The following is a 20,359-nucleotide window of genomic DNA, read 5'->3' on the forward strand; positions in this document are numbered from 1 at the left end:
AATGGATAAATTAGAGATGTTGTTAGTTGATGACGAAAAAGATTTTGTAGATGGCTTGGCTAGAATTATAGAAAAAAATTTTCCGTGTCAGTGTATAAAATCTTATTCAGGAGAACAAGCTTTAGATATTATAAATAGAGATGAAATTAAAATTCTACTTACAGATTTAAGAATGCCTGGATTGAATGGAATAGAACTTATTAAAAAAGTTCAAAAAATAAATCCAGATATAACTTCTATTATATTAACTGCCTATGGAAGCATAGAAAGTGCTGTAGAAGCGGTAAAAATAGGCGCCTATGATTTTTTAACAAAGCCTGTTTCTTTAGAACAGTTAAGGTTAGTTTTAAGTAAGGTCTTAGAACGAGTTAAGATTTTAGAAGAAAATAAAAGATTAAAACAAAAATTAATTGCATCTTGTTTTGCCAAAGAACTGGTTGGCGAAACTTTGATTATGCAGCGATTAAAAGAAAAGATTATCGCTGTAGCAAATACAGACTTTACTGTCTTGATCAGAGGAGAGTCTGGCACAGGAAAAGAGTTAGTTGCGAAAAAAATTCATCAGCTAAGTAGGAGAAAACATAAGCCTCTTGTTAGTGTAAATTGTCCTGCTATTCCAGAGACTCTTTTAGAAAGTGAGCTTTTTGGTCATAAAAAAGGGGCTTTTACAGGGGCTAATAATAGTAGAGATGGTCTTTTTAAAAAAGCTGATGGAGGAACTATTTTATTAGATGAAATAGGCGATATAAGTTTAGAGGTGCAGGCAAAGTTATTAAGAGTTCTTCAAGAAAAAGAAATTCGGCCTGTTGGATCTAATACTAGTATTAAATGCGATGTAAGAATCCTTGCTACTACTAATCAAGATTTAGAGACAAAAATTGCAAAAGGTTTATTTAGAGAAGATTTATTTTATCGTTTAAACGTCTTAGAAATAAAGGTTCCCTCTTTAAGAGAGAGAAGAGAAGATATACCATTGTTAGTTTCTTATTTTGTAGGAATTACTTGTAAAGAATTAGGGTTGTTAGAAAAAGAGATTAGCCCAGAAGTTTTAGCTTATTTATCATCAAAAGAATGGCCAGGAAATGTTAGGGAATTACAAAATTTTGTGAGACGGCTTGTAGTTTTTAGTCCTGGTAATAAGATAGAGTTAAAAAGTGTTAATTTAGTAGAGTTAGATGATAATATATACTCTCAAGAAAATATAATTCCTTATAAAACATATAAGAAGCAAATTTTAGATAATTTTACTAGAAGCTATTTTAAAAAAGTCTTACAAATAACAGGAGGAAATATATCAGAAGCTGCTAGAATTAGTGGAATAGAAAGGGTTAGCTTGCAAAAAATTATGAAAAGGCTGGGAATTAAGTTAGATAAGTAATGTATATGGGTGGAGAAATGAATAGTGATTGTTTAGTCGATACTTTGAACTTAGCTGAGTTACTAGTTAAGAAAAATTATTTTTTGAGTGTTGCTGAATCCTGTACAGGAGGCTTGTTAAGCAATTTACTTACTAATTGTCCTGGAAGTTCTGAGTGGTTTAAGGGAGGCATTATTGCGTATTCTAATGAGATTAAGAGAAAGTTGTTGAATGTGGAAGAAAATATTTTACAGAGATATGGAGCTGTTAGTAAACAATGTGTTCTTCAAATGGTTGAAGGACTTGTTAGGCTTTTTAATACCGAGGTAGGAATTTCTATCTCTGGAATTGCTGGGCCAGGAGGGGGAAGTCTTTTAAAACCTGTAGGAACAGTGTTTCAAGGGTTTTGGATAAAAGAAAAAGTATGGGTTAAAAAATATTTTTTTACTGGTTCTAGAATAGAAATAAAAGAACAAAGTGTTAAGGCAGCCTTAACTGAACTCATTACTAATCTTTTATGATTGTTTTATTTGAGTAAATAATTTTAATCTTTTGAATTGTGAGAAATCCAGAATAAATGTATAAGATTGAATAATTAAATAAAACAAGTAGGAGTAAATGATGAGGGTGTTTTTGGGATTACCAATTGATAAAGATTTTGAGCAGGCTGTTGTTGACCAACTTGGTAATTGGAAGAATAAATTTAAATCTCGTTTAAGTTGGATTAAAAAAGGTAACTATCATCTTACCTTAAAGTTTTTAGGAGAGGTAGAAGAGAATGTAGTGGAAAAGTTAAAACAAGAACTTTTAAAAATTGAATTTATGCCTTTTAAGCTACAGGTAAAAAAAATAGGTTTTTTTTACAGTCAGAGAAAAGTAAGGGTTGTGTGGATTGGTTTTCAAGAGGAATTAGAGTTAAAGGATTATTTTTCTAAAATAGATGGAATTTGTTTTGACCTTGGTTTTGAGCGAGAAAAAAGAGAATATATTCCGCACCTAACTCTTGCTAGAGTAAAATTTTTTGAACCTTCTGATCCGTGGAAAAATTTTCAACAAGCTTTAAATAAATTTGAATGGCCACAATTAAAACTTAAAAAATTAGTCCTCTGGCAATCAAAACTCACACCTCAAGGACCTTTTTATACGCCTCTCCTCGAATTAAAATAATATAAGCCACTTTGTCTTTTAGAGATGTATATGCTTTGGCAATTTTTTTGTTTAAAACAGTTTTTTAGAAAAACTTTACAAGTAGTCTCCGCGATTAATTTTTATCTCTTCAGTAGTGGCCATTATTTCTACCTCTTTTAAGATGTTTTGGATATGCTCAGGTTGTTTGGAGAAAAAAGGATTTTGTTTTACTCCTTGAATTTTATCTTGAATCTTTTTGAGCAAGGCGTAAACGTCCTTTAACGTGGTGCCATCAGAGGTAAGGCTTTGAGAATAATTTTCCCATAAGGTTAAGAGATTATCTACTTCTTGCATAAAGTTTAACTCAAGGTTAGAAGGTTGTAAGTTTAAAGGTAAGGGTGACGCAACATTTGTTGCGGTATTGGAAGTAATTTTTGTGTTAGTAGAGGAAGTGGTAAGCTCTTTTTCTAGAAATAACTTAAAATCGTGTTTAGAAGAGTTGGGCTTGTTTACTTTATTCTCTGGATTTAATTGTTTAGTATACTCCCCATGAATTTTCATGGAATACTCCTTATAGGTAATTTTTACCTAATGGTATTGTTTTTTATCTTAAAAAGCAATTATCTTGCCAAATGAAACAATTGTTCGACTTAAAATCCATTGCTTGTCTGTTAAATCAGGATAAAATAGGGCTTATCCCCACCGAAACTTTATGGGGGCTTACTTGCAATCCGTTTTCGCAAAGTGCGGTTCAAAAGATATTTTTTTTAAAAAAACGTCCGAACATAAAACCACTTCCTCTGGTAGCTGGTAGTTTAGAACAAGTATTAGAGCATGTTAACCTTTCTCAAAAAATGTTAAATTTAGTTGCCCACTTTTGGCCTGGTCCTCTTTCTGTTGTTACTACTTCTTTAGCTGACTTTGTGAAGCCTGGGATAAAAAATGAATATAATGAAGTCTGTATAAGAGTTACCTCTCATTCTGAGTTGGCTAATTTATGTTTAGAGGCTAAGATTCCTCTAGTAGCCACAAGTGCAAATTTAAGTGGCAAAAAATCGCCAAAAAAGTTTGAAGAGATTGATCCTTTTCTTATAAAAGGCGTGGATTTTGTCTTTAGAAGCTCTTATTCTTACCCTCTTAATGCTCCTTCTACCATTATAAAGGCAGAAAAAAATCATCTTTTATTTTTACGCTTAGGAGCTATTTCTAAAGAAGAAATTTTTGCCTATTGGCAAAAAGTTTAAAATTTTGAACTTTGTTTTACCTGTATTTGATAGTTTTGAATATTAGGGTTCAAAATTTTAAACTTTTTTTAGATTAAAAAGTATCTTTTTTTCTTGTAATCTCTTATTTAATGTGTTTTTTTTGTTTTGGTATATTCTTTGCTAAAAGTTAATATATACGTTCCTCCTTTTGACAGAGCCAGGCCTTGTGGTTTTCACAGGGCCTGGTTTTGTTTTTTCAGAAGGTTTAGGCTTTGTTTCAAAACGAGGCTAGGGGAGATTTTTTTCATACAAGTAAGCTTAGAACAAAATATTTGAGCGGTTTTAGAGCAAGGGGAGCAGGGCAAAGGGGAAGAGATTATTTCAAGGTGTGGCGGTTTCCAGATAGTAGGATCTGTAGGACCAAATAAACAGATGCCTCTTATGTTCATTAAAGATGCTAAGTGCATGGGGCCTGAGTCATTTCCAAGTACAAAAATGGCCTTAGAAAGTTCTTGGACTAGTTCTTGGGTATTTGTTAATTGCAGAGTAGGGAAAGGAAGAGATTTTATTAGATGTTCAGCAGGTCCAAGTATAAAGGATAAAGGATATATCTTATTTAAATGAGAAGCAACTTGAGTAAAAAAACAAAGAGGCCAATTTTTGGCTTTATGTCCAGAGCCAGGGAAAATTAGTATGTTTTGAGGAGATTTAGTAGGTAAAGGAAGAAGTGTTTTCCAATTTTCTAGCCAGGGGATATTAAGATTTAAAAACTGATGGCGTAAAAATGATTGTACAGGTAAGGATTTTTGTTTGTGTACCAAATAAATATAGGTGATGTTTTTGTGTTTTATTTCAAGAGTAGGGTTTTGTTGGATTTTAAACCAAAAGACATGTGTATCTCCAAGTTCAGAAGGCCATTTATTTAAAGAATATAGTTTGAAAATACCTTGATCTTGCTTCAAAGTGCTTTTGTGAAAGCCTAAAATTTGTTGCCAAAAAATATGTTTATCTTTGGTATCTAAGTATAAGATATGATTTTTTTGAAAAAAATATTTTAGACTTATTAGAGCAGGAAGAGATAAAACAAAATCACCCAATGCTCCATGATGGATAATAAGAATTTTAGATGTTTTTAAATCCATAATTGATGTTTTGACCTATCTAAAAACAAGTTTTAATCTTGATATATTAAAAGTCGAGCATTAAAAAAAATATGTAATATTAAATTGAACAAAGCGCATTCTAAATTAAGCATATAATTTAGTTTTTTTATTTTAAGGGGGTATGTTGTGAAATATATTAAGAAATGTTCTAACTGTGGGCAAGTAATAGAAACTTATAGAAATCCGTTCCCTACTGTAGATGTGGTAACTTTTGTCCCTCCGTTTTCTGTTGTTTTGATAAAAAGAAAAAATAAGCCTTTTGGTTGGGCTTTGCCTGGTGGTTTTGTAGATTATGGGGAAAGTGTAGAATCTGCTGCATTAAGAGAGGTAAAAGAAGAAACAGGGCTAGATGTTAGTTTACTTTATTTATTGGGTGTGTATTCTGATCCTAAAAGAGATCCTAGATTTCACACTTTAAGTACAGTGTTTGTAGGCATTCCTTTAGATTTATCTCAGCTTAAGGCAGGAGATGATGCAGATAAAGCTAGAATTTTTTCTTTAAATCAGTTGCCTAATTTGGTATTTGACCATGCTAAAATTTTGCAAGATTTTTGTTATAAAATGAAAATTAGTGAGGATATTAAGTGTTAATTTATACAATGGGCGATCCGTGCGGCATAGGACCTGAACTAATTGTTCGATTTTGTAGAAAAAATAGAGTTGAGTATCCATTAGTTATTGTTGGAGTAGAAGAAGTTTTAGCTTTGTATTGTAAAAAAAATAAAATTAAAAAATTTTGGCAAAGAGTAGATTCAATTGAAAAGAGAGAAAAAGGGATTTTTTGTGTTGAACCTAAGGGCTTATCTGGAATCAATCTTAGGTTGGGAGAACCTAGTGTTGAAGGAGGGTTTGTTGCTGGCAAAAGTCTTGAATTAGTTTGTGATTATTTAAAAATAGATAAACGATCTGTTTTAATTACAGGTCCTTTAAATAAGGCCACTTTGCAAGAAGCAGGGTTTAATTTTGCAGGGCATACAGAGTTTTTGGCGAGTGCCTTTAATGTGCCTTTTGAAAGAGTGTGTATGCATTTTTGGAGTCCTTCCTTTGGAGTAAGCTTGGTTACCACCCACCCACCTTTAAGTCTAGTTCCCTCTTTAATAACTATAGATAGGATTATTCGATGCTTAAGCCTTACTTTTCAATTTCAGCAGATGTTTAATAAGGATGTATTAATCGGAGTGTGTGGCTTAAATCCTCATGCAGGAGAGCAAGGGAAAATAGGTAGAGAAGAAATAGAAATTATAAAACCTGCTATTAAAGAAGCAAGAAATAAAGGAATACCTTGTGATGGACCTTTTCCTGCTGATACGCTTTTTTATAGAGCAAAACATGGAGATTATAATGTAGTTTTGGCAATGTATCATGATCAAGGATTAGGTCCTTTAAAACTTTTGCATTTTGGGCAAAGTGTGAATATAACTTTAGGACTTCCTATTTTAAGATGTTCTGTGGATCATGGCACAGCCTATGATCTTGTAGGCAAGGGGGTTGCCTCTTTAACAAGTTTAGAAGAGGCGTTTAAATTAGGGATTAAATATTTAAAAAGGAGTGTCTAATGAGTACACCGCCTTATGTAGAGATAGCCAAGCGCCTGAAAGGGCTAAGAGATGCTTTAGAAATGAGCGCTCAGGAATTGGCTAGCAAAGTGGGAGTTAAGGTAGAAGAAGTAGAAGCCTATGAATCTGGCAAAAAGGAAATTCCTGTAAGCTATTTATTTGAAGTGGCTAAAGCATGTGGGGTTGATTTAACTGTTTTAATTGCTGGCAAAGAAGCACACTTACATACTTATGCCTTAGTAAGAAAAGGAAAAGGCTTAAGTGTAGAGAGACGTAAAGATTATGATTATAAGAGTTTGGCATATAAGTTTAGTGGCCGAAAAATGGAACCTTTTATTGTAAAAGTTCCACCTAAAAAAGAAGAAGATATTACTTTTAATGAGCATTCAGGACAGGAATTTATTTATATGCTTAAAGGAAAATTAGAAATAAGATTAGGCGATGATGTTTTGATTTTAGAGCCTGGAGATAGCTTGTATTTTTCCTCTAGAACGCCTCATGCTCTGCGAGGGTTAGACGGTGAAGCTGAATTTTTAGATGTTATAATTTAACTAAATGAGCTGAAATTTTTATGTTTATTAGGGGGAGAGAGAAGATGTTTTTAAAACAAAAATTTTCTAGTTATGAAGAGTTTAGAAGTGGTTTTAATTTAGAGATCCCTGAAAATTTTAATTTTGCTTTTGATGTGATGGATAAGTTGGCTAAAGAAAAGCAAGATGAAATTGCTATGATTCATGTGGATGATGCTAAAGTAAGACGGGAATATAGTTATGCTTATTTTGCAAGAGAATCGTCTAAGTTAGCCAATGCCTTGGCAAAGCAAGGTTTAAAAAAAGGCGATCGAGTAATGATCGTTTTATATAGAAGAGTAGAGTTTTGGACAACAATGTTAGCTTTGCATAAATTGGGAGCAGTTGCAGTTCCCTCTCCTGCTTTACTTACAGCTAAAGATATATCTTTTAGAGTTAATTTTGCTAAGATTAAGGCAGTAGTTGTAGATGAAAGTATTACTGCTAGAATAGATGAGATTAAATCTGAATGTCCAAGTTTAGATATTTTTATAGTAGCAGGAAATGCGCCTAATAGTACATGGAAAGAATTAGATGAGATTGTTGCCAAAGAAAGTGAAAATTTTTCTCCATCCTCTAAAGTGGGAGGAAACGACACCTTACTTATATTCTTTTCCTCTGGCACAACTGGGCTTCCTAAAATGGTAGAACATGACCATAACTATCCTTTAGGGCATTTGGTGACAGGAATGTATTGGCATGATCTTGAGCCAGGAGATATTCATCTTACTGTAGCAGATACAGGTTGGGGAAAAGCTGTTTGGGGTAAATTTTATGGACAGTGGATGTCAGGGGCAATAGTTTTTGTTTATGATTTTAGGGGAAAATTTAGCCCTTCTGATTTATTAGGTGTTATAAGTGAGCATAAAATTAGTACTTTTTGTGCTCCTCCTACAGTATATCGTTTTTTGGTTAGAGAAGATTTAACCAAATATGATTTAAGTAGTCTTAGACATTGTACTACTGCTGGCGAACTGTTAAACGAAAGTGTATTTGAAGCATGGAAAAGTGCTTTGGGTATTCCTCTTTATGAAGGTTATGGGCAAACAGAAACTACTTTGCAGATAGCAACTTTTCCATTTATGAAACCAAAACCAGGCTCCATTGGTAAACCTACTCCTGGTTGGGATATAGTTCTTTTAAATGATGAGGGAGAAGAGGTCTTGCCAGGAGAAGAGGGAGAAATATGCGTTCGCTTAAAAGATGGTCGTCCAGTAGGATTGTTTTTGGGATATATGGATGAGCCAGATAAAACTGCAAAAGTAATAAAAGACGGGGTTTATCATACCGGAGATAAGGCATGGATGGATGAAGATGGATATTTTTGGTTTTTAGGAAGAGTTGATGATTTGATAAAAAGTTCTGGCTATAGGATAGGCCCATTTGAAGTGGAAAGTGCTCTGATTACTCATCCAGCAGTTGTTGAAGCAGCAGTTACAGGAGTTCCTGATCCAGTTCGAGGGCAAGCTGTAAAAGCAACTATTGTTTTGGCTAGTGGGTATGAACCGTCAGAAGAATTAACTAAAGATATTCAAAATCATGTAAAAAAGGTTACCGCGCCTTATAAATATCCTAGAATTGTCGAGTATGTAAAAGAATTACCAAAAACAATTAGTGGTAAGATAAAAAGGGCAGAGATACGCGCTAAGGATATGGAGAAGTATAAATAATTTTATATACTTATTAAAAAAATGGCCAGGTGCTTCCTGGCCTTTTCTTTTAAAAGAAGGGGAAAGTATGAAAGTAAAATTTTTAGGTGCAGCTAAAACAGTTACAGGATCATGTTTTATTTTATCTTATAATGGTAAAAGATTTGCCATAGATTGTGGTATGCATCAGGGAAATAAAGAAATAGAAAAGAGAAATTTAAACTCTATTGAATATAAACCTTCAGAACTTGATTTTATTATTATTACTCATGCCCATATAGATCATTCTGGGCTTTTACCAAAAATGGTAAAAGAAGGTTTTAAAGGAAAAATATATCTTACCCCTCCTACAGCAGATTTATTAGATATAATGTTAAAAGATAGTGCTCATGTTCAAGAAATAGAAACAGAATGGAAGAAGAAGAAAAGAGCACGGAAAGGAAAAGAAAATAAAATAGAACCTTTGTATGTACAAGATGATGTAGAGAAGACTTTACCTCTTTTTGAAAAGGTAGATTATTTAAAGCCAGTATCTCCTTTTGAAGGAGTGGAATTTATTTTTTATGATGCAGGACATATATTGGGTTCTGCTTCTATAAAAGTCACAATTCAAGATGGAGATAAACATTATGATTTTATTTTCTCTGGAGATTTAGGAAGACCTCATCAATTGATTGTAAATGATCCGACCTACTTTGAAAGAGCAGATTTTTTATTTCTTGAGTCTACATATGGAGATAGAGATCATAAAAATGAAGATAAAAGCAGAGATGAACTTCTTGATGCTATCCTATATAGTTATAAAAATAAAGAGAAAGTTATTATTCCTGCATTTGCAGTAGAAAGAACCCAAGAGATTTTATTCTCTTTATATTTTTTATACAAAGATGGAAAACTTCCTTCTGATATGCCTGTATTTTTAGATAGTCCTTTAGCTATAAGGGCTACAGAGGTTTTTAAAAAGCATTATAAATATTTTGATGATATTGGAAAATCTTTAATAGAAAATGGTGAAAATCCGTTAGCGTTTCCAAATCTAAAATATTCTCTTACTTCCCAAGATTCTATGCGTTTAAATCAGATGAATGGTCCTGCTATTATTATTTCTGCAAGTGGTATGGCTCATGCTGGGAGAATAAAACATCACCTTAAACATAATTTGTGGAAGCCAGGGGCATCTGTGGTTTTTGTAGGTTTTCAAGCAAAGGGCACTACTGGTCGAAAAATAGTAGATGGGGCTAAAAGTGTTAAAATTTTTGGTGAGGAAGTAGCTGTCCGAGCCAAAGTTTATACAATAAATGGATTTTCTTCTCATGCAGGACAAAGTCAAATTTTAGAATGGCTGAGTCACTTTAGAAATAAAAAAATGAAGATTTTTTTAGTGCATGGTGAGGAAGAAAAACAGCGTATCCTAGCTGGTCTTATAAAAGAACGTTATGGTTTTGATATCCATATTCCAGAATATCTTGAAGAATGTACGATTTCTTTGGATAAGATTGTAGGAGAAGTTAATACTGAAGTTGCAACACCTAGAATTAATTGGGACTATTTGTTTGATGAGCTTAAATCAAAGGTTAAAGAACTTGAGCAAAAGCAATCAATTTTGGCTTCTTTGGATTGGACAGAACAAGCAGATTTGCGAGAAGAGGTTTTACAAATAGTAAATATGTTAAATAAGGTTCATTCTCAAATTCCTTTGAAATAACAGGTTAGTTCGGTGATAAAGATTACGGGAGGAAAATTAAAAGGAAGAAAAATTTTTACTGTAAGTGGACCCGGATATAGACCTGCTACATCTAGAGTGAGAGAATCATTATTTTCTTCTTTAGGATCTCTTGGTTTTTTTAGAGGAGATGAGGTAGTTCTAGATGTATTTGCAGGAAGTGGTGCTTTAGGTTTTGAAGCGCTTAGTAGGGGGGCAAAAACAGTTTATTTTGTGGAGAAAATGCCCAAGGCTTGTGCTTCTTTAAAACGAACTACTTTAGATTTAGATCTTAGAGAAAATACAGTGATTATTTGTAAAGATGCCTTTAAGGCATTGATGAATTTTCCTTCAAGAGTCAAGTTTGATTTGATTTTTGTTGATCCGCCTTATGCCAAAAAATGTCTTTTAGAAATTATGAATTTAATTTTAGTAAATAATCTGTTAAAAACTAATGGCGTCTTAATAGCAGAGGTTGAAAAGAGTTTTTGTGTAGAACAGGATTTATTTTCTCTTGAACTTATTAAAGAAAAATTATTTGGTCAAACAAAGGTGTTTATATGGAAAAAATAGCAGTTTATCCTGGAACTTTTGATCCTCTTACCAATGGCCATGTGAGTTTGGTAAAAAGAGGTCTTAGAATTTTTGATACAATTATTTTGGCTATAGCCTATAATTCTCCAAAAAAGACACTTTTTTCTTTAAAAGAAAGAGTAAGCTTAGCTAAAGAAGTTTTTAAGAATGAGCCAAAAGTAAAAGTAGAATCCTTTGAAGGTCTTTTAATGGATTATGTAAATAAAAAAAAAGCTGTCGCTATTTTAAGGGGGCTTAGGGCAGTATCTGATTTTGAATATGAATTTCAAATGGCCCTTATGAATAGAAAACTTTCCCCAGAAGTGCAGACTGTGTTTTTAATGACTGATTATAAGTGGTTATATATTAGTTCTACTATTATTAAAGAGGTGGCAAGTCTTGGTGGAAATGTAGAAGGATTGGTCCCTAAAAGTATAGAAAAAGCATTAAAGGCTAAATATGCCAAAATCTAAATTATTGTGTATTGTAGGCCAAACTGGAACAGGAAAAACTAGTTTGGCTCTTGCCCTAGCAAAAAAAAAGCCTATTTCTGTTATTAATTTTGATTCCAGACAGGTCTATAAAGATTTTCCTATTGTTACAGCTCAGCCTTCTTTTGAAGAACAAAAAGAGTGCCCACACTATTTGTTTGGGTTTTTAGAAGTGGATAAAAAGATTACTGCTGGTGAATTTGTGCGTTTAGCAAAAGAGAGAATAAAAAAGGAAATACAAAAAGGTAGATTCCCTGTTTTAGTGGGAGGAACAGGTTTATATCTAAAAGCATTATTATACGGGTTAGCACCTATTCCTGAAATTAGCTCAGAAGTGAGAGACGAGGTAGAAAATTTGAGAGAAACAAAAGGGCTTGGCTTTCTTTATTCTTTTTTACAGAAAGTAGATTCTGTTTATGCTAATAGAATCCATCCAAATGATAAACAAAGAATTACAAGGGCTTTAGAAGTATATTTGCAAACAGGCAAGCCTTTTTCTACATGGCATCAAAAAACTCCTAGCGAAAAAAAATATAATTTTTTAAAAGTTGGATTAAAGATGGATGTAAATATTTTAGTAGACTATTTGTCTGAGAGAATAGAGAAGATGATAGAACAGGGAGCAATTGATGAGGTAAAAAGAGCAATTGTAAAATATAAAGATAAAACTCTTCCTGGATTTAGTGGCATTGGAATTCCAGAGATAATAGAATATTTAGAAAATAAGATTAGCTTTAAAGAAATGCAAAGAAAGTGGTTGAAAAATACCAGAGCTTATGCCAAAAGACAATTAACATGGTTTAAAAAGGAAAAAGATGTTTTTTGGTTTTCTCCTTTAAATCTTAAAGAGGCAATACAACATATTGAGCAATGGCTAAAATAATTAAATTTACTTTAATTTGCTTGTTTATTCCTTGTATTACTTTTGCCTATTCTTTTAATCCTAAACCGTTATTAGACCAGGCAAGAACATATTTAGAGTCAGGTAACTTTGCTCAAGCAATAGAAAGTTATGATTTAGTTTATACATATGCCAGAGATGTAGAAGTCAAGGCCAAAGCTTTAGTTCGTATGGCAGATATTAGCGCTTTGTTTTTAGATCAAAAAGAAGTTGCTAAAAATTATTATCAAAAAGCTATTAAATTATTTCCTTATTCTAGAGAATTAAAAAATGCTTATTTTAATTTAGCCATGTTATTATATGAGCAGGGTAGCTTACAGGATTCACTTCATTATTTTCAGGACTTCATTCATAATTTTCCTCAAGACATAAGGTATAGTACTGCTGACTATATGATAGAAAGGATAAAAAGAGAGATCAGAAAAGGAGAAATACCATCTTTTAAAATAGAACCTCCTAGTTTAGGAGATGAACCAATGATACGTGTTCTTTTAGCAAAAGTTAAAAATGTTAATTTAACTTCTAAACAAAATTTATGGATAAATGGCAGTTCATATCCAAAAGGAGTTTATGTTTTTAAGATCAAAAATGGAACTATTTATTTAGGACAAAAGAGATTAAATAGGGTTGTTGACCTAAAGTTTATAGATGTTTTTATTTTTAATAATAAAAAATATAAGGGAAGATTAAAGTTAAAATTAAAGGATAATCTTATTTTAGTAATTAACTGTTTGCCGATGGAAGAATATTTAAAAGGTGTAGTCCCTAAAGAGATGTCTGCTTCTTGGCCATTAGAAGCATTAAAGGCTCAGGCTGTTGCAGCTAGATCTTATGCCTATTTTGTGCATTTAAAGTCAGAGGAAAAGGATTTTGATTTAAGTTCTTCTGTTGCTTCTCAGGTTTATGGTGGTATTTTACCTCAAAGCTCTAAAAGTATTCAAGCAGTCTGGGATACACGAGGAGAAATATTAATGTTTAAAGGTAAGCCTGTAATTGCTTATTTTCATTCACATAGTGGAGGAGTTTTAGAGACTGCAAAAAATGTGTGGAAGGTGCAATTCCCTTATTTTAGAATAAAAAGAGATCCTTATTCCAATAAAATAAAGAAGTTAGAGTGGAGGACAGAGATTTCTTTATCTAAAATAGAAAATGTTTTAAGAGAGAAAGGATTTGGTCTCTCAAGAATTAAAAGGGTTGAAAGTAAAGATGTTTCTCCTTCTGGAAGAGTGATAAATTTTTCTATCACTGCTGAAAATGGGGAAGTTCTTTTGGCAAGTAATAATATGAGAATATGGTTAGGTCCTTCTATCATTAAGTCTACTTTATGTTCTGTAAAACAGGTGGGGACAAATTTATTATTTAAAGGGAGAGGATATGGACATGGGGTTGGTATGAGTCAATGGGGGGCCTATGATATGGCTAAAGAAGGTAAAAAATATAGAGAAATTTTGCAGTTTTACTATCCAGGAACAACTGTAAAAACAATATACTAACTAAATTAGGGCGAAATTATGCGTTTAAAAAGAAGAGATTTACTTTTTATAATGGCAGGGGCGGGGATTTCTTTTTTACCTGTGAGTAGGCTATTTGCAGAATCTGGGTTTGATTTAGGACTACAAGCTCAAGAATTTTTAGCTAAAGGTAAGTTTGATCAAGCAATTAGTATATTAAAAAAAGGAGTAAAAATAGATCCTCAAAATGAATGGCTTTGGGGATTATTGGGAAGAGCTTATTTTCAGAAAAAAGATATGCGGGGGGCTTTGGATAGTTTTAGAAAGGTTTTGGTTTTAAATCCAGAAGATACTTATTCCAGAATGATGGTGGATATTATAACTCAAAAGCCAGTTCCACCTAAAAAGATAGAAAAAAAAGAATTAACACCACTGGAGAAAAAGGCTTTACAAGAAGAACAAGAAATTTTTGCTCGTTTAAAAGGAGAGAAAGGATTAGGTTATCATATTCGAAGAATTGTACTTGATCCAGGTCATGGTGGATTTGACTCTGGAGCAGTGGGTTTACATAAACTTCAAGAGAAAAATGTAAACTTAGATGTTGCCAAGAGAACCGCAGCTATCTTAAACCAAAAAGATTCTCAACTAAAAATTTTCTTAACAAGAACCGAAGATTATTTTGTGCCTCTTAGTGCTAGAACAACTACAGCTAATCAGTATAGTGCAGATTTATTTGTATCTTTTCATGTAAATGCCAATAGGAATAGAAGACCTAGAGGAATGGAAACTTATTTTTGTTCAGAAAAAGCTTCTAGTAAAGAGGCTGCAAGAGTAGCTGCTTTTGAAAATTCTGTTATTAAACTTGAGAAAAATGAACTTATAAAAAAAGGCTATGTTAATATAGAAGAGATATTATTTAGATTTGAAAGAAAAAGATATTGGCAGGCAGGAGGAAAAGTAGCCTCTTATCTACAAACTGTGTTAAAACACGAATTACCGCTTAAAAATAGAGGAATTCATTCAGCTAATTTTTATGTATTAAGAAGAGCAAAAATGCCCTCTATTTTGTTAGAGCTCGGGTTTATTTCTAATCCAGATGAAGAGTATTTACTTAGACAGAGTGATTTTAGACATAAACTTGCCTTAAGTGTGGCAAAAGGAATTTTATCTTTAAAAACAGTGAAAATATAGTTCGAATCTTTTAATAAGTGAAGGACATAATTATGAAATTTAGGAAATTAGTTTTTTTGATTGTGTTATTTAATTTGTTTTTTACAGTATGTTTTTCTTTTGCAGATGATATAAATGATCTGATTTTTAAGGCATCAGACTTACATTATCAAGGTAAGTTAAATGAGTCAGAAAAAATTTTCTTAAAAGTGTTGCAACTTGATCCAAATAATGAATTTGCCCTAAATCAGTTAGGACTTTTGGCTGCTAAAAGAGAAAAGTTTAATTTAGCTTATAAATATTTTACTAGAGTTGTAAATTTATCTCCTGATAATACCTTTGCCAGAATTTGGGTAGGCGTTTTGTTATTAAAAGATAATAAACCAGATAAAGCAATGCAACAGTTTGAAAGAGTGTTGCAAATAGATCCTTATAATGCCAATGCCTATTATTTTATAGGAGTCATTTATGCTGTTGAGCATAATTTAGAGCAAAGTATTAAGTTTTTAAGAAAAGCCCAACAAGTAGGTTCAGATGATCCAGAAACTCATTATAGGTTAGCAAATGCTTTTTTAGGACTAGATATGATTTATAATGCTGAACTTGAATTAAACAGAGCATTACAAATAAATCCAAAGTATGTGAAGGCAATGAATGCCTTAGGTTGGATTTATTTTAATCAAGGTCATGTGAGTAAAGCTTTATCTGTTTGGAATAAAGCTTTGAAACTAGAACCTAAAAATAGTGAAGCTAGACATAACTTAGCAAAGGTTTATAATGAAATGGCTTTACAGGCTTATAAAAAAGGGGATATACGAAAAGCTACTTCTTTTTGGAAGAAGACTTTAATTTTTGAACCTCGTAATAAATCTGCTCGGTATTATTTAAAAAAAGTAAGTAAAAGAAGAAAATAAAGCTAAATTTTTTAGGAGGAGAAAGATGAAAATAAAGTGTTTTTTGCTAGGGAGTCTGATGGTATTAGTTATGTTGAGTGTTGCCATGGCTCAACCAACTATGAATTATGGATATGTTCAGACTTTTGAAAATGGTCAGGTTAATTGGACTACAGGACTTGTTACTGCAAAAGGTATAGGGGCTCCGCCAGCTACTGCTGTAAATATGGCCCAGGCTAGAGCTATGGCTGTGAGAGCAGCAACAGTAGTAGCTAGAAGAAATTTATTGGAAGTAATTAAGGGTGTGCAGATTGATTCTACTACTACAGTTCAGAATTATATGGTAACAAATGATATTATTGTTTCTAGGGTTCAGGGTTTTTTACAGAATTCTCAAGTATTAGATATAGCTTATATGTCTGATGGTTCTGTAGAAGTAACAGTAGGAGTAAGCTTGAGAGGGGGACTTGCTGATGTTTTATTACCTAAAACGATTCCTTTTGGGACTAAGATTCAAAGACCAACAAGATTAACTCCATCTGCTCCTCAAGTTTCTGTGCCTGCGCCCACGGCTCCAGCCACTCCAACAGTTCCAACTACGCCTGAGGTTCAAAAACCTAGAATGGAAGAGGCTCAGACTCAACCTAAGCCTCAAATTGTTTATACAGGTCTTATTGTGGATGCACGGGGTTTAGGTGCAAGGCCTGCGATGAGTCCTAAGATATATGACGAGAATGGTCAGGAAGTGTATGGTTCTGCTTTTGTAAGTAGAGAATATGCTATTCAACAAGGTATGGCTGGATATGCAAAAGATATTAATAAGGCAAAAACAAATCCTAGAGTAGCTAACAATCCTTTTATTGCTAAAGCTGTGCAGGTAAAGGGTAAGGCAAGAACAGACTTAGTAATAAATAATGATGTAGCTAATCAATTAAGATCTCTTAGTAAAAATCAAAATTTTTTAGAAAAGTGTAAGGTAATGATTATTTTAGATTAATATAAGGAGTAGGAGATGAAGGGTATGTTCTTTAAAAGGATAGCTTTTTTTAGTTTAGTGGGGGTTTTTTTAATATTGGGAGCTTGTGCACAAAAAGGTAGAGCCCCTCAGGGAGTTATGGATAATCCAGAACATCATTTTGAACAAGGATTGAATTATTTAGATCAAGAAAAATTTGATTTGGCAAGAGAAGAATTTGATCAGGCTCTGAGCTTAGATCCAGAATATGGTCCTGCTTTAGCAGGGAAAGGATATTTGTTAGTTATAAAAGGTGATGATGATGGTTTTAAGTTAATCAAAAAAGGGGAAAGAAAAGCTAAAGGAAAAGAAGAAAAATTAAATTCTCTTTGTTTAGAAATAAGAGGATATATTGCTTTTAGAAAGCTTAAAAAACTTTCTGCAAGCAAGCTTATTTCTAAAGCAAAAGAAGTCTTTGAAAAGGCAAAGCTTGTAGATAGTAAAAATCCTGCTATTTATTTTTATATGGGAGAGGCTTATCTTTATGGGCTTGATTTTCCTAATGCAGAAAGGATGTATGCCCAGGTTAAGGCTTTAGGAAAAGGATATGAAGATAAAGCAGATGAGAGATGGCAATTAGTGCAAAAAGCCAATAGAGCTGCTCCTGAAAGTAAATTAGGCAAGGAGATAGTTTTATTAGATAAACTTACTCGCGCTGATATGGCTGGTTTGTTGATAGAAGAGTTAAATGTAGAACGTTTTTATAAAAGAACTCAAAAAGCAGAGAAAAGGGGATTTGTAGCTCCAAAAGGGATACAAATGAGTTTTGAAGACTTATATAAAAAGATTAGAGTATTAGATGTAGATAACCATCCTTTGAAGAATGATATTTACTTAGTTATTGATCTAGGAGTAAAAGGTTTACAACCATATCCAGACCATACTTTTAGGCCCAATGAACATGTTACTAAAGTAGAAATGGCACTTCTTTTTGAAGATATTATTATAAGGGCTACAGGAAATGACCGTTTGGCTAGTGAATTTATTGGGCAAGAGAGTACTATTCCTGATATTCCTTCTACTCACTATGCATTTAATGCGGTGATGTTATGTACTACAAGAGGTTTGCTTACTACAGATCTAAGGACAGGTGAATTTCATCCAGAGGAGCCAGTGTCTGGTGTGGATGCTGTTTTAGCTATAAAGAAGTTAAAAAACATGTTAAGAGTGTTTTAATAAATTTTTGCTAAGGGTTGGCATCTGCCAACCCTTAGTATTTTTTTAGCTGAATAGTAATTAGTAAAAATTAAAAATGGATTAAAAAATGAGAGTATTTTTTAGGATACTTTTTATATTATTATTTATTTATCCTTCTACTGTTTTTGCTGGAGTTACAGTTGAGGTTACAGTCCCTTTGGCTGGTTCAAATGAACTTTTGAGTGATTTAAAACAAGATATATATCACAAAGCGTTTCTTCAAGCATGTTTAAAAGAAAGTGAAAGTATTTTAGGTGTAAGTATTTCCAAAGAAAGATTGTCTATACTTCAAGATTTTTTAGAGCCAGTTTTAGATAAGTTAGTTTATGGATATAGAGAAATTTATTTTAAAATTGGAGAGCAAGATATCAAGTTAAAACTTGATTGTGAGATAAATAGAAAAATTTTAAGAAATGAATTAAAAAAATATGGTATTCTTTTTACAGCACGTCATAAAATAGCTTATGATTTAACCCTTCAAGGAGTTAGTCCAGAAGAATTTGTAATTTTGAGTAGATTGCAAACTTTGGCTGGAGTTGAGGTGAGTCCTGGAGCTGAGTTAAAATTAACTATTTTAAAGGGAAAAGATAAATGGGCAGGAGAGTTAATTTTTGGCAAGCATGAAATTAAATGTATTTCTTCTAGTTTGAAAGATTTATGGCTTAAAGTTTGGGCTAAATATTTTGCTTTACCAGAAGTTATGGACAAATTAACTCAGAGTTTTGTCCTTTCTACAACAGGATGGGCCTGTGCTGAAAGTATCCATAACTTTGATGCCCAATTAAAGCAATGGGATCAGATTCTTTTAAAACAAGAACTCATACATATTTATTTACAAGTTCCCTCTATTAGCGCTACCTGGAATGTTTGGACTTTGGATAAAGAATCTTTGGAGAAGAAACTAAATAATGTTCTTCATTCTCAAAATATAGTTTATTCCTTGACTAGGAGAAAAGTAAATGAAAGTAATTAAATTTTTTTTTCTAATCTTTTGTGTTTTAGTATTTTTTTCAAGAGTTGTTAATGCAGAAGAAGTTGAAGTAGAAGGAAAAGTAAAAGTAAATTTTTTGCAAGGAAAGATTTTTAGTAAAGGTAAATTATTAGCGTTAGGAGATATTTTGTCCCCACCTGTAGAAGTTAAAGTTGATAAAGATTCTAGATTAGAGTTATTACTTCCAGATAAAAGTGTATTGCGTTTTAATGAAAATACTAAATTTAAGTTAGTTAAAGCTCTTGTAAAAGAAAATAAAAGAGAAATTAAAACAGATTTAATTTTAGGAGAATGCTGGGCATCTGTTCAAAAAATGATTGGTGATGATAATACATTTGAAATAAGTTCTCCTACAGCTGTTGCTGGAGTTGCAGGGACTAAATATAGAGCAATAGTAAACACTGATTATAGCAAATTTTTAGTTTATGATGGTAAAATAAAAGTAGGTTATCGGCCTGTATCAGAAAAGTATCAAATGGGCAAAGGTTTTCAAGCTCATCGAGTTCAAGGACCAATGAGAATAGCTGGCCCCAAAAGAGTGAGTGTAGAAGAATGGACGATGATTGTAGCAAGAGGGTATGAATTTGTGGTTTATCCTGATGGGCGATTTGATGTTCCTAAAAAATTTGATGTAAAGCAAGATAGTCAAAACCCATGGGTTAAATGGAACCAACAACGTGATAAGCAGATGGGATTTTAATGGCAGGGAATCTGACTATTCCTAATATTTTAACTATCTTTAGAATAGTTTTAACACCTATTTTTGTAATTACTTTTGTCAGTAAAAAGATTTTTTTTTCTTTAATTATTTTTTTTGTAGCAGGTATTACTGATGCATTAGATGGTTTTATCGCCCGTTTTTTTAATCAGAAGTCTACTTTAGGGGCAATTTTAGATCCCTTGGCTGATAAAATTTTATTAATGACAGCATATGTTTGTTTAGGCATAGTATATTGGGTTCCTTCTTGGCTTACTGTCATAGTTGTAAGTAGAGATATACTTATAATAGGAGGTCTTGCTTTTTTAAATTTTATGGGTCAGAATATAAAATCGAAAATAAAACCATCTTTTTTAAGTAAAATAAATACATTATTTCAATTATTTTTAGTTCTTGTTGTTTTGTCACATAAAAGTGAAGTATTATCTTTTAGTATATTTTTTGATTATTATATATATTTATGTGTGTTGGTTGCCGTTCTTACAGTAGCTTCTGGTATAGATTATATTATAAAGGGTGCAAATTATCTTCTATTGATGAATGGAGAAAAAATATAAAAAATTATTTTAGTATTTAATATTTTTTGATAAATTTTAGAAATTATAAATTATTTTTTAGCTAGACTTAAAT

22 protein-coding genes are annotated in these 20,359 nt (G+C 32.3%); 20 read left to right on the top strand and 2 right to left on the bottom strand.

What is annotated here, in order from left to right:
• Window position 1 precedes the first annotated feature (1 nt).
• The 3 genes from BLP60_RS07040 to thpR all read left to right on the top strand — a co-directional run bounded on the left by BLP60_RS07040 (window position 2) and on the right by thpR (window position 2,524).
• Window positions 2–1,378, top strand: coding sequence for a sigma-54-dependent transcriptional regulator (locus tag BLP60_RS07040; protein WP_092065460.1), 1,377 nt, complete (start codon window positions 2–4; stop codon window positions 1,376–1,378).
• A gap of 17 nt (window positions 1,379–1,395) precedes the next feature.
• A complete protein-coding gene (locus BLP60_RS07045) occupies window positions 1,396–1,878 on the top strand; it encodes a CinA family protein (RefSeq protein WP_092065587.1) in 483 nt (160 codons plus the stop codon).
• Between the two features lie 97 nt (window positions 1,879–1,975).
• Window positions 1,976–2,524, top strand: a complete 549-nt coding sequence (gene thpR / locus BLP60_RS07050) for an RNA 2',3'-cyclic phosphodiesterase (protein WP_092065461.1) — start codon at window positions 1,976–1,978, stop codon at window positions 2,522–2,524.
• Between the two features lie 75 nt (window positions 2,525–2,599).
• Here the strand turns inward: thpR and BLP60_RS07055 are convergent, their stop codons facing one another.
• A complete protein-coding gene (locus tag BLP60_RS07055) occupies window positions 2,600–3,046 on the bottom strand; it encodes a hypothetical protein (RefSeq protein ID WP_092065463.1) in 447 nt (148 codons plus the stop codon).
• 71 nt (window positions 3,047–3,117) lie between these two features.
• Here BLP60_RS07055 and BLP60_RS07060 point away from each other — a divergent pair, with 71 nt between their 5' ends.
• Entirely contained in the window at window positions 3,118–3,729 is a 612-nt protein-coding gene (locus BLP60_RS07060; RefSeq protein ID WP_092065466.1) for an L-threonylcarbamoyladenylate synthase, read from the top strand.
• A 194-nt stretch (window positions 3,730–3,923) separates the two neighbouring features.
• On the opposite strand, the gene BLP60_RS07065 is transcribed toward BLP60_RS07060, so the two are convergent.
• Window positions 3,924–4,832, bottom strand: a complete 909-nt coding sequence (locus BLP60_RS07065; RefSeq protein WP_092065468.1) for a glycosyltransferase family 9 protein — start codon at window positions 4,830–4,832, stop codon at window positions 3,924–3,926.
• A 147-nt stretch (window positions 4,833–4,979) separates the two neighbouring features.
• Between BLP60_RS07065 and BLP60_RS07070 the strand changes: the two genes are divergently transcribed.
• The 16 genes from BLP60_RS07070 to pgsA all read left to right on the top strand — a co-directional run bounded on the left by BLP60_RS07070 (window position 4,980) and on the right by pgsA (window position 20,286).
• The gene (locus BLP60_RS07070) at window positions 4,980–5,444 is read left to right on the top strand and encodes an NUDIX domain-containing protein (protein ID WP_092065470.1); all 465 of its coding nucleotides are present in this window, start codon (window positions 4,980–4,982) and stop codon (window positions 5,442–5,444) included.
• Entirely contained in the window at window positions 5,438–6,409 is a 972-nt protein-coding gene (gene pdxA / locus BLP60_RS07075) for a 4-hydroxythreonine-4-phosphate dehydrogenase PdxA (RefSeq protein WP_234970971.1), read from the top strand. Before BLP60_RS07070 ends, pdxA begins: the two co-directional genes overlap by 7 nt.
• Window positions 6,409–6,960 carry a helix-turn-helix domain-containing protein gene (locus tag BLP60_RS07080; protein ID WP_092065472.1) on the top strand — a complete coding sequence of 184 codons (552 nt, stop codon included), beginning with the start codon at window positions 6,409–6,411 and terminating at the stop codon, window positions 6,958–6,960. The genes pdxA and BLP60_RS07080 overlap by 1 nt, the downstream gene beginning before the upstream one ends.
• Before the next feature lie 44 nt (window positions 6,961–7,004).
• A complete protein-coding gene (locus BLP60_RS07085) occupies window positions 7,005–8,648 on the top strand; it encodes an AMP-binding protein (protein WP_092065474.1) in 1,644 nt (547 codons plus the stop codon).
• Window positions 8,649–8,715: 67 nt separating this feature from the next.
• On the top strand, window positions 8,716–10,332 hold the full coding sequence (locus BLP60_RS07090) for an MBL fold metallo-hydrolase RNA specificity domain-containing protein (RefSeq protein ID WP_092065476.1): 1,617 nt from the start codon (window positions 8,716–8,718) through the stop codon (window positions 10,330–10,332).
• Between the two features lie 12 nt (window positions 10,333–10,344).
• Window positions 10,345–10,902, top strand: coding sequence for a 16S rRNA (guanine(966)-N(2))-methyltransferase RsmD (gene rsmD / locus BLP60_RS07095; protein ID WP_092065478.1), 558 nt, complete (start codon window positions 10,345–10,347; stop codon window positions 10,900–10,902).
• Entirely contained in the window at window positions 10,890–11,375 is a 486-nt protein-coding gene (coaD, locus tag BLP60_RS07100; RefSeq protein ID WP_092065480.1) for a pantetheine-phosphate adenylyltransferase, read from the top strand. The genes rsmD and coaD overlap by 13 nt, the downstream gene beginning before the upstream one ends.
• Window positions 11,362–12,276: a tRNA (adenosine(37)-N6)-dimethylallyltransferase MiaA gene (gene miaA, locus BLP60_RS07105; RefSeq protein ID WP_092065481.1), complete on the top strand. Its 915-nt coding sequence runs from the start codon at window positions 11,362–11,364 to the stop codon at window positions 12,274–12,276. The genes coaD and miaA overlap by 14 nt, the downstream gene beginning before the upstream one ends.
• Window positions 12,264–13,787: a SpoIID/LytB domain-containing protein gene (locus BLP60_RS07110; RefSeq protein WP_092065483.1), complete on the top strand. Its 1,524-nt coding sequence runs from the start codon at window positions 12,264–12,266 to the stop codon at window positions 13,785–13,787. The genes miaA and BLP60_RS07110 overlap by 13 nt, the downstream gene beginning before the upstream one ends.
• Before the next feature lie 18 nt (window positions 13,788–13,805).
• Window positions 13,806–14,936 carry an N-acetylmuramoyl-L-alanine amidase gene (locus tag BLP60_RS07115; RefSeq protein WP_092065485.1) on the top strand — a complete coding sequence of 377 codons (1,131 nt, stop codon included), beginning with the start codon at window positions 13,806–13,808 and terminating at the stop codon, window positions 14,934–14,936.
• A gap of 32 nt (window positions 14,937–14,968) precedes the next feature.
• Window positions 14,969–15,829 (top strand): tetratricopeptide repeat protein, encoded by an 861-nt coding sequence (locus BLP60_RS07120; protein ID WP_092065487.1) that lies wholly within the window; start codon window positions 14,969–14,971, stop codon window positions 15,827–15,829.
• A 25-nt stretch (window positions 15,830–15,854) separates the two neighbouring features.
• Window positions 15,855–16,805, top strand: a complete 951-nt coding sequence (locus tag BLP60_RS07125) for an LPP20 family lipoprotein (RefSeq protein ID WP_092065489.1) — start codon at window positions 15,855–15,857, stop codon at window positions 16,803–16,805.
• 24 nt (window positions 16,806–16,829) lie between these two features.
• A complete protein-coding gene (locus tag BLP60_RS07130) occupies window positions 16,830–17,999 on the top strand; it encodes a tetratricopeptide repeat protein (protein ID WP_159427706.1) in 1,170 nt (389 codons plus the stop codon).
• An 88-nt stretch (window positions 18,000–18,087) separates the two neighbouring features.
• Complete coding sequence (locus tag BLP60_RS07135) at window positions 18,088–18,993, top strand: hypothetical protein (RefSeq protein WP_092065492.1); 906 nt, start codon at window positions 18,088–18,090, stop codon at window positions 18,991–18,993.
• Window positions 18,980–19,711: a FecR family protein gene (locus tag BLP60_RS07140; protein ID WP_092065494.1), complete on the top strand. Its 732-nt coding sequence runs from the start codon at window positions 18,980–18,982 to the stop codon at window positions 19,709–19,711. Before BLP60_RS07135 ends, BLP60_RS07140 begins: the two co-directional genes overlap by 14 nt.
• The gene (pgsA, locus tag BLP60_RS07145; RefSeq protein ID WP_092065496.1) at window positions 19,711–20,286 is read left to right on the top strand and encodes a CDP-diacylglycerol--glycerol-3-phosphate 3-phosphatidyltransferase; all 576 of its coding nucleotides are present in this window, start codon (window positions 19,711–19,713) and stop codon (window positions 20,284–20,286) included. The genes BLP60_RS07140 and pgsA overlap by 1 nt, the downstream gene beginning before the upstream one ends.
• The last annotated feature ends 73 nt before the right edge of the window (window positions 20,287–20,359 follow it).

The organism is Desulfonauticus submarinus (genome assembly GCF_900104045.1).
GTDB lineage: Bacteria > Desulfobacterota > Desulfovibrionia > Desulfovibrionales > Desulfonatronovibrionaceae > Desulfonauticus > Desulfonauticus submarinus.